Annotated in this window: 9 protein-coding genes and 1 pseudogene; 6 read left to right on the top strand and 4 right to left on the bottom strand. The window is 43.3% G+C overall.

Features of this window, described 5'->3' with window-relative positions; translation table 11 throughout:
- Positions 1–258 precede the first annotated feature (258 nt).
- Positions 259–3,228: an LPS-assembly protein LptD gene (locus EGV92_RS00410; protein WP_131667253.1), complete on the bottom strand. Its 2,970-nt coding sequence runs from the start codon at positions 3,226–3,228 to the stop codon at positions 259–261.
- A gap of 518 nt (positions 3,229–3,746) precedes the next feature.
- Here EGV92_RS00410 and EGV92_RS00405 point away from each other — a divergent pair.
- A complete protein-coding gene (locus tag EGV92_RS00405; RefSeq protein WP_131667252.1) occupies positions 3,747–4,904 on the top strand; it encodes an aminoglycoside phosphotransferase family protein in 1,158 nt (385 codons plus the stop codon).
- 26 nt (positions 4,905–4,930) lie between these two features.
- Entirely contained in the window at positions 4,931–5,662 is a 732-nt protein-coding gene (murU, locus tag EGV92_RS00400; protein ID WP_131667251.1) for an N-acetylmuramate alpha-1-phosphate uridylyltransferase MurU, read from the top strand.
- Positions 5,663–5,731: 69 nt separating this feature from the next.
- Here the strand turns inward: murU and EGV92_RS00395 are convergent, their stop codons facing one another.
- Positions 5,732–6,643 (bottom strand): hypothetical protein, encoded by a 912-nt coding sequence (locus EGV92_RS00395; protein WP_131667250.1) that lies wholly within the window; start codon positions 6,641–6,643, stop codon positions 5,732–5,734.
- A gap of 519 nt (positions 6,644–7,162) precedes the next feature.
- On the opposite strand from EGV92_RS00395, the pseudogene EGV92_RS14320 reads away from it, so the two are divergent.
- The 4 genes and pseudogenes from EGV92_RS14320 to EGV92_RS00375 all read left to right on the top strand — a co-directional run.
- A pseudogene (locus EGV92_RS14320) lies at positions 7,163–7,255 on the top strand (integrase core domain-containing protein); the annotation flags it as partial.
- A 684-nt stretch (positions 7,256–7,939) separates the two neighbouring features.
- Positions 7,940–9,661, top strand: coding sequence for a TolC family protein (locus EGV92_RS00385; RefSeq protein WP_131667249.1), 1,722 nt, complete (start codon positions 7,940–7,942; stop codon positions 9,659–9,661).
- A 200-nt stretch (positions 9,662–9,861) separates the two neighbouring features.
- Entirely contained in the window at positions 9,862–12,420 is a 2,559-nt protein-coding gene (locus EGV92_RS00380; protein ID WP_131667248.1) for a type I secretion system permease/ATPase, read from the top strand.
- Positions 12,421–12,443: 23 nt separating this feature from the next.
- Positions 12,444–13,613: an HlyD family type I secretion periplasmic adaptor subunit gene (locus EGV92_RS00375; RefSeq protein WP_131667247.1), complete on the top strand. Its 1,170-nt coding sequence runs from the start codon at positions 12,444–12,446 to the stop codon at positions 13,611–13,613.
- 274 nt (positions 13,614–13,887) lie between these two features.
- On the opposite strand, the gene cydB is transcribed toward EGV92_RS00375, so the two are convergent.
- Together cydB and EGV92_RS00365 are read right to left on the bottom strand one after the other, a co-directional pair.
- Positions 13,888–14,904, bottom strand: coding sequence for a cytochrome d ubiquinol oxidase subunit II (gene cydB, locus EGV92_RS00370; protein WP_131667246.1), 1,017 nt, complete (start codon positions 14,902–14,904; stop codon positions 13,888–13,890).
- A complete protein-coding gene (locus EGV92_RS00365) occupies positions 14,904–16,418 on the bottom strand; it encodes a cytochrome ubiquinol oxidase subunit I (protein ID WP_131667245.1) in 1,515 nt (504 codons plus the stop codon). Before EGV92_RS00365 ends, cydB begins: the two co-directional genes overlap by 1 nt.
- Between the last annotated feature and the right edge of the window lie 349 nt (positions 16,419–16,767).

Genomic DNA, 16,767 nt, shown 5'->3' with positions numbered 1-16,767 from the left:
GATTAGAATCAGCTGGGTACAGAGTCGAGTCTAAATAAAATAGCGTCACCGTAATATGATACGTAACTGGTATACACTCTTCTGGCTTGCAACGGGCGCACCGACAGAGACTGCGAAAAATTCACCCCAGTGCCGCTGTATCATTTTTATAGTGAATTTACTATATCACGGCTGCTTGAGTTAACAAATACAGCTGCTTAATCAAGTCTCACTAAGCCTCTTAAACTACTGGTCAATAGTGACACTTAAGCTGTCTTGTTATTGTTTCCAAGCTGCTTGAACCGGCTCAAAACCTAATATCTTATCTGCCAATAAGCGTGTTAAGCGGCTGCTGCTATTACCTAGGCCATTTAACCGAATTTCAGCCATAATGGCTTGATTGGGATCATCTGCTAAGTTTAAGTCATTGTAGTAGCGCCTGCCATAGAGCGCAAATCCAAAACAACAATCTTCATAATCTACGCCGACCAGAGCATCAAGCATTTTATTGCGATTTAAGTCATACTGGCCTTGGGTCAATAGCCGCCAATTATTGTTAATTGGGAAGAGGCTAGAGGCCGTAACAGCCGATAAAGGCAGCTGGTTGGTATTTTGATCTTGTTGCCGCTTAACATAGCCGATGTTAAAAAGGCTATTATCAGTAGGCTGATAGCGAAGCTCAGTGGTAATATAGTTTAAGTGGTAATCGCTAGTAAATGCCCCGCTGACATCTACCCAAAAATGATGATAAGGCTGAGTACTGGCTTCCCAAACGAGCCCTGAGGAGGTATCTGTAAATATCTCAGCTTGATTATTTAAGGTCACTTGGCCATCATCAAAATAAAACTGCTCCGCTATACTACCATCAAAACGTGTCACCCCCATTGCATCGATGTAACGATAATTAAGACCAGGGGTAATGGCATGTAGATCTTGCAAGCGATCGTGACCCAAAAACCAACTATCGGCATAAAGCTGTGAATAGTTAATCGATGCGATGCTGGTGTTAAAATTGGGTAAGTCATTTTGATACTTGTAAGGCGCGTAGGTATATTTTACTCTAGGACTAAGGAGCTGATAGCCACCTAACGAGTCATCATACCAGCCAAATGGTGAGCCGGTGCGATACAGATGCAAGCCCGCATCGACACTTACTTGGGGAACAAAAACGGACTGACTGGCATCTTCTTTGGTCAGCTCATTATCAGCAAGACTGTCTTGATCATAAGAAGTGTACAGATGTTGAAGGCTCAATTTAGGCGTAGCATAACCCCATGAGCGCTCTATGGGATAGCTGGCACTGAGCTTATTATAAAGTCGTAGGCCACTTTTTTCGGCTTCTGAACCATCATTAATAGATTTCTTAAAGTATGCTGAATCATGAACTCCAGTGATGTCGATAGTGTCTGACCACGGTAGTCTATAATTTAAGTTAAGCTGCGGCAGCCGTGAGTAGGGCTTGTCTTTATCTTTAATAATATCGTCAGAATTATTCAGGGCATTGAGGCTTTGAAAGGTTTCGATCTTCAGCTCACCGCTGACGTAGTCATTAAAATAGTTTAGGCGTGCGCGTCTAGGCAGATTCAGGGTGTTGTTGGCTAGACCCAAGGTGTCAAAGTCATTGAGATAGTCAGCATCTGAGACATAGCGGTATGTGATATCACCGTTAAGTCGTGGGATTGTCTCAGAGGACCAGCTATGATCGTAAAATAGACTGCTCCGATCTTTATCGTCGTACTTTCTATCTTTAGCAAGATAAGAGCCGGTAATCTGCCCCTCACCATAATTGGCGGTTAAATAGCGAAACTCACCAGTAAGCATAGGGTTACGGTTCGTGTAGAGATGAGTATTAATCGTCGCATCGTAATCAGGGGCTAGATTAAGATAATAGGGGACATCAATCTCTAGACCATTTTGACTACCGATACTGGCAGTTGGTAATAAGAAACCACTGCTACGGCGGCCATCGATAGGAAAGTTGAAATAAGGTAGGTAGAGTACTGGCACATCTGCGATTCTAAAAGTAGTGTCATAGGCGATACCGCGGCCAGTCTCCGTGTCTAGATCGATGTTTTTTGCATCAATTTGCCATTTGCGGTCCGTAGGGGGGCAAGTGGTAAACATAACTTGATCTAACTCATAACGGTTGTCTGTAGGCCGGTTTAGACGTTTTGCGTAACCGTGAGCTTGCAAAGGGACACTGGCAAAAGCCACGTCTTCTGCTGTAGATTGCCCCGTGGCAGTATTGTAGGCTAGGCTGTCTGCTACACCGATAAGCCCCCCCTCTTGGGTCTTATCCCGAAACCCAGTCTTGTCTTTAGTTAGGACAGAAGACGAATCAGCAGTCGTAGAGTCAGCAGTACGGGCGGCGTCAGTAAACATTACTTGGCCTTGGGCAGCGGCGACATTTTGCGCTAGATCCATGACGATTTTGTCGGCTTCAATGTGCTGTGTGCCTTGATCGATGATGACGTTACCAGAGAGCTCAGCATAGTTGGCGTTGTCATAATAGCCATAATCTGCTTGTGCATAAAGTGGCTTACCATCATTGCCAACGGCTAAACTATTCGTCTCGCTAGTAAGGCGTTGATAATTCGCATCAGATTTTGGATAGACCCAGCGGCCATCACAGCGTGCATTACTGTCTACAGTTGGCTCGGTTGTCTCAGCATCGGCTGCGCTATTATTAATGTAATGAGCATTTAGGTTATCATTGATAGGGGCGGCTTGACCGGACTTAGTATGTGCTAAGTCATCATCGGTAGTAGGGGTCAGCAGTTCTTGCTTGTTAACATCCAATACCTTTTCAAGAGTTAGGCCTTTTTGCTCGCTGGCTGCTTTTGGGGTAAGCTCATAATGCTCAGCAAGGCGCTGAAGGCTACGCTGAATACTCTCATCTTTGAATCGGTTAGTATCAGCTGTCTCTTTAGGAGTGGGTTGATTATTGACAGCGTCAGCACTAGGAGCGTCGCCCAGAGTAGAGGTTGTCGTATCAGTAACAAAATTTTGCGCCGGCTCAGACCGAGAGTCGCTTATCGGCGTAATATTGTTCGGAGCTTCAACATTTGAGATGTTAGATAACTCCAGAGCGTCCTGATAAGCCGTATTACTCTCAGTATTAATACTATTACTAGCTATAGGTGTAATATCACCTTCTTGAGCAGCGGCAACTGACAGAGTGCTAACTGATAGACTGACTGCGCCAAATAGGACAATATGAATGCTGCGATAAAGCGGTGAATATAGCAAGTGAACACCTATAATATTTAGCGGTTATTTAACGGTAAGTCGATGACTTATTCTAAAGCCAGATTGGCTATACTTCTAGTAACCTTTTTGTGGCTATCCTTAGTGGTAAAAGTAATCTTTATTGAAGTAGATATGCTATCCACTCCGAGCATAGATTGCAGTAAATTTTACCCTGTTAATCGGTGCAATCATAGCATTATTAATAGGCAGTTATTTTAGTAAGCTTCTGTAGTGACAGCTGATAAGCGCTACGTATTATAGCTAGTAATGCTAAACTAAGCACTTTTATGAGCGATATTATATACAGGCTTGCTTCTTCAGCTTAATGGTCAAATAGGGTCAAATCAGCTACACTATGCGCTTTTATGCACCATATAACCTACGATATCCGCTATAGGTTGACTTCATCTCTTTAAGCGTTATTGCTTGCAGTTGTGAAAGGTAAGTGTCTTCAGAGCATATCATAGTCAATGAAGAGCAATACTGCTGAGCAAATTTCGACTGGACAGAATCAAGATATGACAAATAATTTAACCGCCGATAAGCAGCAGCGTTACCAATTGCTGCAAAGCTGGCTATACCAATGCTTTCCAGAATTTGATATTCAAATTAAGAGCTTACCAGGAGACGCTAGTTTCCGTCGTTATCACCGACTTTGTCTACAGCCAAATTCCCATGTGTCAGACACAGCGGTACAAAATGGCGAGCAACCAGTAAACAATAGTCTAAATTATATCGTCATGGATGCGCCGCCTGAGCTTGAATCTATTAGCGAGTTTGTCGCTGTTGGTGAGTTGCTAGGCACTTGTATTAATGTGCCAGATATCATTGCCAAAGATATGGAGCATGGCTTTTTAGTGCTGCAAGATTTCGGCACTACAGAGTTTGCTCATATCGTTGCTGATACCTCTCAAGAGCAGGTAGATAGCTACTATAAGCGCGCTATAGATACCTTACTTGAGTTGCAGACAATTTCTCTATCACAGGCAAGGCAGCAAGCCAATCTACCAGATTACGATGCTGCTATGCTAACCCGTGAGATGGATTTGTTTAGCGAGTGGTTTATCCCCTACATCGGTGTACGCTTTGAGTCAGAGCAGCAGCAGTGCTGGCAGGCATTAAAGGAGGCGATTGTCGAGCAAGTATTAACTCAGCCGCAAGTCGTTGTTCATCGTGATTACCACAGTCGAAACTTGATGAAAGATTGCGCGAGTAGCGATCAGCTAGGGGTTATTGACTTTCAAGATGCGGTCATTGGTGCTTATTCTTATGATTTAGTGTCATTATTACGCGATGCCTACGTTGATTGGTCAGAGGCGCAGATTGCCGATTGGCTTGATTATTACTGCCAGCAGTTATCGTCGAAGACCATAGCAGCGGACACTGCAGGCGTAACGTTGCAGCAGTTGACGTACGACATTAATATCATCGGCATTCAACGACATCTTAAGATTTTAGGTATTTTTGTGCGGCTGAGTGAACGTGATGGCAAGTCTCGTTATTTGGCAGACATCCCCAAAGTCATGAGTGATCTTACCATAGAGCTTAATTGGTTGAGTCAGCAGTCAGAGTTGCCAATTCATAAAGTCGCTCTAGCGTTTAAGCAGTGGCTAGACCAAGATATCTTGCCAGCTTTTGAGCGAAAATTTAATCAGCGTACTAGCGATAATAACTAACAATATTAGACAATCTAGGATAAGTAATGGCTAAGATTACACAAGCAATGATTCTGGCAGCGGGTAAAGGTACAAGGTTAAGACCGCTTACGCTTAAGACACCTAAGCCTTTAGTTGAAGTTGGTGGTCAGCCACTTATCGTCTGGCATATTAAGGCATTGAAGGCTGCAGGTGTCACAGACATAACTATAAATGTCTCTTGGCTTGCCAAGACGCTGATGGATAGGTTAGGCGATGGCTCTGATTTTGGAGTTAAGCTTCATTGGTCGATAGAAGAGGGTGAGCCGCTCGAAACCGCTGGCGGAATATTTACAGCACTACATAACAATAAGCTTGCCGATGCGCCATTTATCTTGGTCAACTCTGACATTTGGACGACCTACGACTTTAGTCAATTGACTGACTATGACATGGGCACAGACCAAATTGCCCATCTAATAATGATTGACAATCCGCAGCACAATAATGGCGGAGATTTTGCCATAAATAATGGTTTGGCAAGTGAGCAAGCTATTGCCGGTGGTGATAAGTATACCTTCTCTGGGATTAGTGTCATGTCCCCTAAAGTAGTCGATGGCTTAGTCGTAGGGCAGAGCGCGCCATTAGCGCCGCTACTCAAAAAAGCCATGATTAAGTTTCAGGTAACAGCCAGTGTCATGACTGATAATTGGATAGATGTGGGCACACCTGAGCGTCTGGATCAAGTCAATGATTTTATTGAAAATAAAGGCGTGAATGCACATTTAGGAGCACCATAAGTTACTAGAATCAGCCGATTAAGTGCTTTGGTTAGCTGACTTAACAGTCAGTCGAACAACACTTGATAGTTATTCAGCGGCTACTGCATCAGGGGTCAGCTCATTTGCTGGCCCTTTGTTTTGCGTCAGTCTAGTCTCATTACTGGTTTTGCTACTAGCCATCTTGTTAATGGGTTTAACATTATCAATAGCATGTGCGTAGGATTGCTGATGGCGTGATTGGTCGATTTTTTGTTGATTGCGATTTTTAACTTCGTTAATCGCTGAGCTAAGCTGAGTATTTAGCGCTTCAGTCTCAGACTTCACCTCGTTATAGCGCTTATTGAGCTTCGGGCTTACCCCTTGTCTGGGCGTATCCATATCCAAAAGAGCAGGGTTGGTCGCAGGCACTGTCAATGGATTTGCAGACTTATTGGCGTCTGTCTCCTTAGTATCTATATCCCTATTCCTCTCATTTTCTGATGGTAGCGTGCTACTGGGCTGCTTGGAAGTGCCCTTTATCTTTTTGTCATTATCACTAGTCAATGCCGATGCTGCGCTAGCCGTTAACGCGTTTGCTGCCAACGTATTCATCTCACCGTTTTCCCTATTGACTGCCCCTTCATTCAAAGCCTTGCTCGCATTATCTAAGTTCGGCTGCGGCATTTGCTCATCAGCTATTACGGGCGATAGGGTTGACTGACTTCTTTTATGGTTTGAACTATTAACCGCGGCAGTTTTAGAAATTGTCGTTTTATGCTCTGAGCTATCGTTCTCTTTGTTGTCTACAGTAAGCACCGTATCAATTGTCTGCTGTTTCGCTGTGTCTATTTTTAGGTCTGAATTTAAGGCTGGGCTTGGGTGAGGGTACTCAATGGCGCTTGAGTCACCAACCGTATTGTTATCAGTATAATTAATAAAGATAAGTACGAATATTATGATATGCACAAGGATTGCCAGAAGTAGGGCAGGAATCCATGTATCTTTAGTCTTCGTAGCCATAATATATATTTATCATAGTGATTAAGGGTTAGTCGGTCATATAAAGAGTATCAGTCGTCATGACTTGTTATCTTAAATTTGCATACCATTCTTATTTATTTTATCTCTTTAAGATTCAGCATAGTATCAATTTTAAAAAAAACTTATGTTTATATTTAAAATACTATCTATCCAACTGTTATCTAATCTGCACGATAAGGCCGCACAACGGTAAGGCTGTGATTGGATTATTGATATCTCATTTTTTCGGAAAATAAACTGTATAAACACTTTGTTTAATGCTGTCACTATCCCCTAAAATAACACAGCTCTGCCATAGAGTTTTTTATAAAATTACCATACGGCGTTTTACTATGAGCAAACGCATGACCGAAGCTCAATTAGTAGCTGTTTTAAAAGAAGCTGAAACAAGGATAAGAATACCTGCTCAAGAGCTATGCTGTAAGTACGGCATATATTGAAAGACTGAATCGCAGTTATCGCACTGAGGTTTTAGACTGCTAACTTTTCAATAATTTAAACGAGATTAATCAGCTGACCGAAGGTTGGATCAAGTTATATAACACTGACAGACCGTACGATTTACTCAATAATATAACACCTGCTGATTAGACAGAAGTTCGCCCTCTTCATGAGGGTTTTTTTATACCTGTGTTAATAATTAAATAGCTATTAAGGGCATTGATAAGGCATCTACCCATCTATTTATTAACATCTATTTATTAAGGAGTGTGGAGGGGTATTACAAGAGTTTATCGTTGTAACCCATGAGGACTTGCCATCATAGTTGTCTAGCGTTTCTACGGTTTATCATTAGTTTGAATTTATCATGCAGCCGCCTATATTATTAACCAATATTTGTTCATTTATATTATGGTAAATAACTTATGATAACGTTCGCTATTTTTTATAGTGCAAGGCTATAGGTTAAGTTAAACTGCTAATAGGCGTGTGACTAGAGTCAATGAAATAAAGGGCTGTGAGGAAAATACGCTTGATCCAAATAGATGTCAACTGCATGGAAGCTTGAGGTCGATATAAAAATTACACAAAGATGACCTTACTTCAATCTTAGGTATTTATAAACTACCAGTTATTAACTAGAAAAATGTCTACTAATTATGCTATTAAATAGATATAATTGGTTAAATGTTGCTAAATAACGATTAAATCATACTAATTTATCCATAGATATGGATTTAAAATAAATTTTTATCTTAAGCATGAATCTTATGCCACCTTAATTAAAAAAAATTACAAATGAAAGTGAAATTATTATAGGAAAGTCAATAGGTTATGCCATGTCTTCAAGAGCGAACGAGCTATCTTCTCAGCCGTCTATTGTCAGCATGTCTGCTGACTTGGCTGAGTGCCTCTTCCTATGCTAGTGCCGCAGTCACAGATGTTCAGATAAATTCACTCATAACCCAAGCAATTCAGACGCACCCTTTGGTAGGTTCAGCTCGCGCTGAGCAGCAAGCTACTGTTGAAGGTATCACGGCCGCCAAGTTAAACCTGCTACCCACACCCAGTATTACTTCCGGCTACGACAGAGACGATGATCTGGTATCTCAGGTCACAATTCGGCAGCCACTTTGGACTGGCGGTAAGCTAACAGCCAATGTTAATCAAGCCATATTTGATGACAAAGCTGCGATAGAGCGTATCTATGAGCAGCAAAATCAAGTGGCAAAAACGACTATTAATGCTTGGCAGAGTTACATTACCGCAGTGGCTCAGCAGCGAGTCTATCTCGCCAATTTAGAACAGCTAAACGACTTTGAGGCGATGATGCAGCGCCGAGTAGGGCAAGGTGTTTCTGCTCGAATTGAGCTTGATCTGGTAACCAACCGTATTTTGCAGGAGCAAAATGCTTACCAAGCAGCAGCTGAGCAGCAACGTATTGCTGCTGCTCGATTAGAGCAAATTATTGGTCAACCATTGTCGCAAGGTAGTGCGCTTAGCGTTCCCCAGCTAGAAGTATTGGTAGATATGGCAAAAAGACAATCTATAGGCTTTGAGCAAATGGCATTTAACCGAGCCAGTTTTTATAATCCGACCGTGGTCAAAGAGCACTTTCAGATTGAGTCTGCTAAGCAAGAGGTAGAAGCACAGCGTGCGTCACGCTACCCCATGCTTTATGCTCAGTACGAGCACGCTTATTATCATCAGAATAAAGAAGATGATGGCAAGCTATCCTTAGGGCTGAGCTATGATCCCGGTGCTGGATTTTCAAACTTTGCTCTTGCTCGCGCCTCTCAAGCTCGAGTGAACAGTCTGGTGCAAAACCAAGAAGCCGAACGGCGTAATGTGATGGAAGACATCCAAGTGCAATATCAGCAGTTTGCCAGTGCCAAGGATCGTGAAGCGTCTTTGATTGCGGCCGTAGCAGGTGCTCAGATTGTAGTTAACTCCTACCGGAGACAGTTTATCGCTGGTCGAAAGTCATGGCTCGAGGTGCTAAATGCTGTTCGTGAGCACAGTGACTACCAGATTCAGCTGGTACAGACTCGCGCTGACATATTGGGCGCATTTTATAAGCTGCAAGTGGATTTTGGCTTAATGCTATGGCAGCAGTTTGCGCATAATCGTCAGCCTGTAAGGCTGTTTAAACCTATAGATCCAGTAAAAGATTGGTTGAAAAAACAAGACGTCAGTAACCAAAGTCGTGCGCTTGGCTATAGTGTGCCAGATTCTCAGTCTTTTGTTGAAGTAAGACTGCCTGCTACCGCCGCTCAAGGTTTGGATAGAGGGGAGATGATTCGAGTGACCCACAACGGTGAAGGGATTACTATTGCTGATAGTCCAGATACCAATCAGGCACCCATAACCAATGATTCGATAGATAACGAAGTATTGAATATCAAGCCATCAGACAATGGTGCAATAGATACCACCCTTACAGATAGCTCCATAATAATTAATACACCTTCAGATATCACGCCAATTGCTGACTCAGCAAGTAAGGAGCTGACGCTTGATGCTGGGTCAGCAGAAGATCCTTTACCAGAGGACTAACTGTTGGGTAACTTACTAAGTAGGAAGCAGCATGATACCGAAGCAATATGATACCAATGTAGGGCCGCAGCTAGTGCGCTGACATGTAATAGTGCTACCTCTTAGGTAGCATGAGTACGACAATAAAGATTGCCATAATAATTGTGGTACTTTTGATTTTATGCTGATTTTAACCTTTAGCCATTAAATAAGTGACTGGTATGCGTGCAAATTGTCAATCTACAACGTCTAACTTCGATGAATCAGACAAGCCTGAGTCGCTATGTGAGCAGCCCCTAGTGGGACAGACACTAGTGGATGCTATTAGACACTTGCTTAGTCAGCAGGGTTATCCGGTAGATAATGTTCGACTACAAGAGATTGTAACTCGCCACGCAAAAAAGGCCGCTGATAATAAGGCAGAAGGTATCAATACCCTAGGCGGTGTAATCTCCGTACTTCAAGGGGTAGGGGTTGAAGACTTACCGGAGATACTAGAGCGTCCAGATCCGGCATTTTTACCGTTGTTAGCTTACCGTAAAGATATGGGTTGGGGGGTGCTAGATGGCCAGACGCCACAAGGCAACTGGAACTTTAAGCAGTCTGATCGCCAGACCCATTCTCGGACCGATGAGCTGTCTATCATCTTACGTGTTCGCTTAAAAGAAGACCATATTCGAAAACGTACAGCTTCTTTTTCTGACTTATTAAAGACCGACCTTCGCAATTATAAGCATATTGTCCTTGAAGCAGTCATTGCATCATTTCTGATTAATATGCTGGCATTGGCAGTATCGCTATTTTCGATGCAAGTATACGACCGAGTTATTCCGACGCGTAGCGAATATACGCTGATTATCTTAGCGAGTGGGGTCGGATTAATCATATTATTCGAAGCCTTTATGAAGTTCGCCCGATCGCGCATTATGGATAAAGTCGTCGTCGGCTTGGATCAGTGTTTGTCACGGGAAGTCTTTCAGCGCCTATTAAAGGTAAGAATTGATCAGATGCCAGGTTCGGTGGGTACTATGGCTGCACAGCTTCGCGGCTATGAGCAAGTCCGTAGCTTTTTTACCGCCAGTACCTTGTTTGGGCTGGTCGACTTACCCATGACCATTATTTTTATTACTTTGATTGCCTTTATTGCTTCACCACTGGTCGCTATTGTTCCTATTATCGCTGCAGCTATCGCCATTACTATGGGTCTTACTGCGCGAAAGCGTATTGACAGTATTGCCGCTGAGGGAGCAAGTGCTTCTTATTATAAGACGGGGCTTCTTGTTGAAGCTGTCGAAGGGGTTGAAACCATTAAAGCAGGGGCGGGCAGTTGGAAGTTTCTATCCCGCTGGCTTGATGTGATGGATATCACTATCAAGAACGACCTAGATATGAAGCATGCGAATGATAATCTAAGTTATTTTACCCAGATGCTTCAGCAGATCAGCTATGTCGGTATTGTGATTGTTGGCTCATTTGTGGTCATGCGAGGAGATATGACCATTGGCGGACTTATAGCCAGCTCTATATTGGGTGGTAGAGTATTAGCGCCCGTTATGAGTATTCCTAATCTGTTGGTGCAATATGCCCATGCCAAAGCGGCCAAACGCAATATCGATTCATTGTTTAATCTAGAACAAGACAATCACGGGGTAAATTATCCCTTATCTCCTACCCACATTCGAGGCTCGTATGAGTGTGATGGTTTGATCTTTAACTATCAAGGTAATGACCGTGCTGCTGTCAATGTTCCTAAACTGGTCATTCGCCCTGGTGAGCGTATTGCGATACTCGGGCCAATAGGATCAGGAAAGTCTACTTTATTAAAGCTGTTATCAGGGTTGTATGCACCGACGCAAGGTCGATTGCTATTGGATGGTTTGGACATTCAGCAGATTAGTCGAGAGACTCTAAGTGAGCGTATTGGCTATCTTCAGCAAGATCACCGACTGTTCCAAGGGACTTTAAGAGAGAATTTGCTGATCGGTATGGCAGCGCCGGATGATGATGTCCTGCACGAAGCGTTAATCAAAACAGGACTGATCAATCTGGTGTCGAGCCACTCAAGTGGATTGGATTTGCCGATTAGTGAAGGTGGGCGCGGTCTGTCAGGTGGTCAGAAGCAGCTAGTGGCGTTTACGCGGCTATTATTGACCAAGCCCAATGTATTTTTGTTAGACGAGCCGACGGCTTCAATGGATAATCGCCAAGAGCAGCGCTGCCTACAAGTGCTACGTCACGAGCTTCAAGACGGTCAGACATTTATTGTCTCAACTCATAAAACGGCGCTGTTAGATTTAGTGGATAGACTGATTATTATGGATAATCAGCGCATCATTATGGATGGACCTAAGCAGGCTGTACTTAATGAATTGACAAAGAATGAAAAAAATAAAGCACAATTGACTGCTAAACAAAAAGCGGTTGAGGATAAGCGAGATTCAGCCCCTCAGAGCGGAACACCTAAGTCGCCTAATTCTGATGGGCTAAATTCGCAACAGCCATCAACAGCGACGATACGCCAAATTAAAATAAAACCGCAAGCTGCTGAGCAAAAACCGGCTGATAATGACTCAGTAGCAGCGACCATAGATTCGGCCAAGCCTCAAGTCACTAGTCAAATCAAAATAAAGCCGCAAGGTGCCAAGCAAGACTCAGCAACCAATCAAAAAGGTAGTGGTAGTGAAAATTCGCCACCAAAGCCCTCGCCTCGTCTATTTTCAGGGTCAATAACAGAGGTAAAAATTAAACCACAGTCAGACGATACACTGTTAGAAGACTAAAATAATTAGATAGGTGAATAGGTATGTCAGACTATAAGTATACGCCCACAAAACCGAAGATAGGCCGGGCAAGATTGAGTATCTGGATCGCCTTAATTGGTATTATTATCTTGGTCGTTTGGGCCTATTTTGCTGAGATTGATCAAGTGACTCGTGCAAAAGCCACCGTTATTGCCAGCGCCCGTACTCAAGAAATCCAAGCCTCTGAAGGTGGCGTGTTAACGCAGCTTGCTGTATCAGAAGGTGAGGATGTCAAAAAAGGTCAGCTTTTAGTGGTGCTTGAGGAAGAGCGGGCACAGGCTGCAGTTGCTAACTCTGCCTCTAAGACAGCCGCACTAAAAGCGCAGCTGGCGAGATTAAATGCTGAAATATTTGAGCAGCCTCTTAGGTTTTCAGATGATGTGCAGAAGTATCCTGAATACGTACAAAACCAAACCGCGCTATATAATCGCCGCCGGCAAGCGATTAATGAAGATGTATCATCATTAGAGAAAATGCTGGTCCTTGCGCAAAAGGAGCTAAGTATGAATGAACCTTTATTAGAATATGGCGATGTGAGTCAAGCAGATGTCATTAAGCTGCGTCGACAGGTGGCTGATATCGAAGCACAGATCAATAATAAGCGCAATAAGTACTTTGAAGATGCGCAAGCGGAGATGACTAAAGCTCAAGAAGATCTTGATACCGAGATTGAGCAGCTTCGTGACCGAGCTCAAGTTCTTGAAGAAAAGCGACTGATGGCCCCAACTGACGGTAAGGTTAATAATATCAATGTCACTACTATTGGCGGTGTGGTGAAACCAGGTGAAGTTATCATGGAGATATTGCCGACCAGTAGTGAGCTTATTGTCGAGGCCAAAGTAAGTCCGGCAGATATTGCCTATGTTAAAGAAGGACAAGATGCGAATGTGAAACTTGATGCCTATGACTACTCGATATTTGGCGCTATGAATGGCAAAGTCAACTATATCAGTCCAGATACTTTAATGGAGCAAACCCCTAAGGGGGAAGAGCCTTATTATCGTGTTCAAATTGTGATTACTGGGGTTGAGTTTAAAGGGCGTGGTGATGAAATCGTTATCAAGCCGGGTATGACAGCATCTGTGGATATCAAAGCCATGGAAAGAACGGTATTGTCCTATCTCACCAAACCTATTACTAAAACACTTTCAGAGGGTTTGGGGGAGCGATAACAACGACCTCACCTATCGCAATAAGAAACTTTAACAGTGATTCTTTGAGGGGCTGTCCTAGATAAGTAAAATTATTTAGGACAGCCCCTTATTTTTAACTTGTTCAGTCAAATCCCCATTGCCCACTTTATAAGTTGGGCAATGGTAAATATAGTTAAAAACCCGGCTAAATACAGACCGATGAACCATGCCCATTGAGACTGTTTTTTACTGAGTTTTTTCACGGTAATCCCCTGTATTGAGTTTGGCAGTTCAAGAGGCATAAGTGGCTAGATTAATACATATGCTCATGATCAGTTTTACCCTTAAAGGTGTAATAGGCATAACCAGTATAGCTGAGAATAATAGGTAACATAATTCCCGCGCCGATAAGCATAAAGGACAGAGAGGTATCGGCAGCTGCTGCCTCATAAATGGTCATGCTATAGGGGACAATATTAGGGAATACGGCAATACAAACCCCAATATAGCCCATTAAGAACATTGCGACTGTCAGTAGAAATGGTCGATATTCGCGATCAGTTTTCAGATCTTTACGCATAAAATAGAATAAAGCTGCGACGATGAGCGGCATGGGCAGCATAAACAGCATGTCAGGCAGGGTGAACCAGTGCTCAACGGCCTCAATAGATGAGAAATACATAAATACAGTCACGACAGCCATAGCCACTATGAGCGCAACTAACAACCATTCTGAGATTTTTCGCGCCCAGATTTGAAGTTTGTGTTCAGTTTTGATAATAAGCCAAGTAGAGCCTAAAAGGGCATAGCCTATAATCAAAGCGAAGCCGCAGACAATCGTAAAAGGGGATAGCCAGTCATATTGGCCACCACTAAACAGTCTATTACTCGACTCAATACCTTGTACTAGCGCGCCGAGCATGATGCCTTGACAAAAGGTAGCAACGACTGAGCCAATAAAGAAACAGGCGTCCCAAATAAAACGCCGAGCGTTGGACTTAAAGCGAAACTCAAAAGCCACGCCGCGCATAATAAGACCAAAGAGCATTAAGATGACAGGCAAGTATAGCCCTGTCATGATAACCCCGTAAGCTACTGGGAAAGCAGCAAATAGCCCGCCACCACCCAGTACCAGCCAAGTCTCATTGCCATCCCAAAATGGGGCAATAGAGTTCATAATTCGACTGCGGTTTTTGTCAGACCCAGCAAATGGGAATAAGATGCCGCAGCCCAAATCAAAGCCGTCGAGTAAGACATAAATAAATACCGCTAGAGCAATAAGGCCGCCCCAAATCAGTGGCAAATCCAGTACATCACCGAAGTTAAACATTAGCGCATTCCTCCGTCTTGCTTATCATCTGCAGGCTTGTCCAAATCTTCATTACCATGCTCTGGTGTCTTAGTATGTTCTGCTGGTTTGTCATCACCACTGAGCTTACGGCCCTGACCCTCAGTGAGGGTATGGTCATAGAAATGATCGTCAGAGGGGTCTTCAAAAGGCTTAGGACCTTGACCGATTAGTCTCAAAATATAGAAAGTACCTGCACCGAAGACTAGAGTATACATAATAATAAAGCCAAGCAGGGTAGTGGCAACTTGCTCAGCCGCGAGAGGTGAGACACTATCTACCGTTCGAATCACCCCATATACTGTATAAGGCTGGCGGCCGGTTTCGGTGACGAACCAGCCAGCTAACAAGGCAATAAAGCCTAGTGGCATCATCATCATCCACGACCTATGGAACCAAACACTAGTACGATCAAAGTGCTCTTTTTTGAAGTATTTATAAGCACTAAATAGACCGACAGCTATCATCAGTAGGCCAATACCTACCATAAAGCGAAATGCCCAAAAGGTAATAATGACAGGAGGCTGGTCTTCAGGTGCCCAGTTTTTAAGACCTTTCACTTCTCCATCAAGGGAGTGAGTAAGAATAAGCCCTGAGAGATAAGGGATCTTCACTTCATATTTGTTCGTTTGATTGTCTTGATCCGGAATAGCAAATAGCCTAAGCGCAGCACCACGTTCATCTTCCCAAATCCCCTCCATTGCAGCCACTTTAGCAGGCTGATGCTCAAGGGTGTTCAAGCCATGTTCATCACCAATGAAGGCTTGTAGCGGCGCGATGAATATTGCCATTAGCATGGCCATTCCTAGCATTACCTTACCATGTTCACGATGGGGAATATGACGCTTGGACTGCAAGTAATAAGCACCAATACCACCTACCACGAACGCCGTGGTCAAGAACGCGGCGGTAATCATATGCGCGTAGCGATAGGGGAATGAGGGGTTAAATATAATCTCAAGCCAATTTACAGGATAGAGTAGCCCATCAGCACCGATAGAAAATCCTTGCGGCGTCTGCATAAAGCTATTGGCTGATAAAATCCAGAAGCCAGAGATTAATGTACCAATGGCGACAATTGCGGTCGCGGCAAAGTGCATCCGCTTACTGACTCGGCCCCAACCAAATAGCATAATGCCCAAAAATGAAGCTTCAAGGAAGAAAGCAGTAAGGACTTCATAGGCCAGTAGGGGGCCTAGTACGTTACCGGCCCTATCGGAAAATACCGCCCAGTTGGTGCCGAATTGGTAGGACATCACGACGCCCGATACGACACCCATACCAAAGACTACTGCAAAAATCTTAATCCAATGTTTATAGACTTCAGCGTAGATAGGCTTGCCGGTCTTAAGCCAACGAAATTCAAGTACCGTAAGCCAACTGGCAAGGCCGATAGAAAAGGCGGGAAAGACAATGTGAAAAGAGACGACAAATGCGAATTGAATACGGGCTAAAAGCACCGCATCTAGCTGATAAAGTGAAAATAAGGCTAGCATAGATATACCTTTTGGGTAGCTGACTGGCAACAGGCTATATTATACGCTTAAGTGGTGGCATTGATAGTCATCTCACCTAGCATCGTCTTAAAATACAACCTATAGCAAACCTATTTAAAACTGACATGATATTAGCAATGGTTAGAAACACAATCGCTAGAAGCTATAGTATGTCTGAGACTGTGTAAATCTCTCTTTGTTACTCTGTAGCAAATTTGCAGTAAAATGGTTATATAACTTACTTGTACAAATAGACCACTTATTACGTAAATTTATTACATGATTACGCTTCTTTAGTGCCTAGCTTTTTTAACGATTAGTCTTAACTGAATCTTGTCACTGTTAATCT

Origin of the sequence: Psychrobacter pygoscelis (assembly GCF_004335015.1) — a bacterium.
GTDB lineage: Bacteria > Pseudomonadota > Gammaproteobacteria > Pseudomonadales > Moraxellaceae > Psychrobacter > Psychrobacter pygoscelis.
The sequence above is the reverse complement of the archived record's forward strand: the minus strand, read 5'-3'. Positions and strand labels throughout refer to the sequence as shown.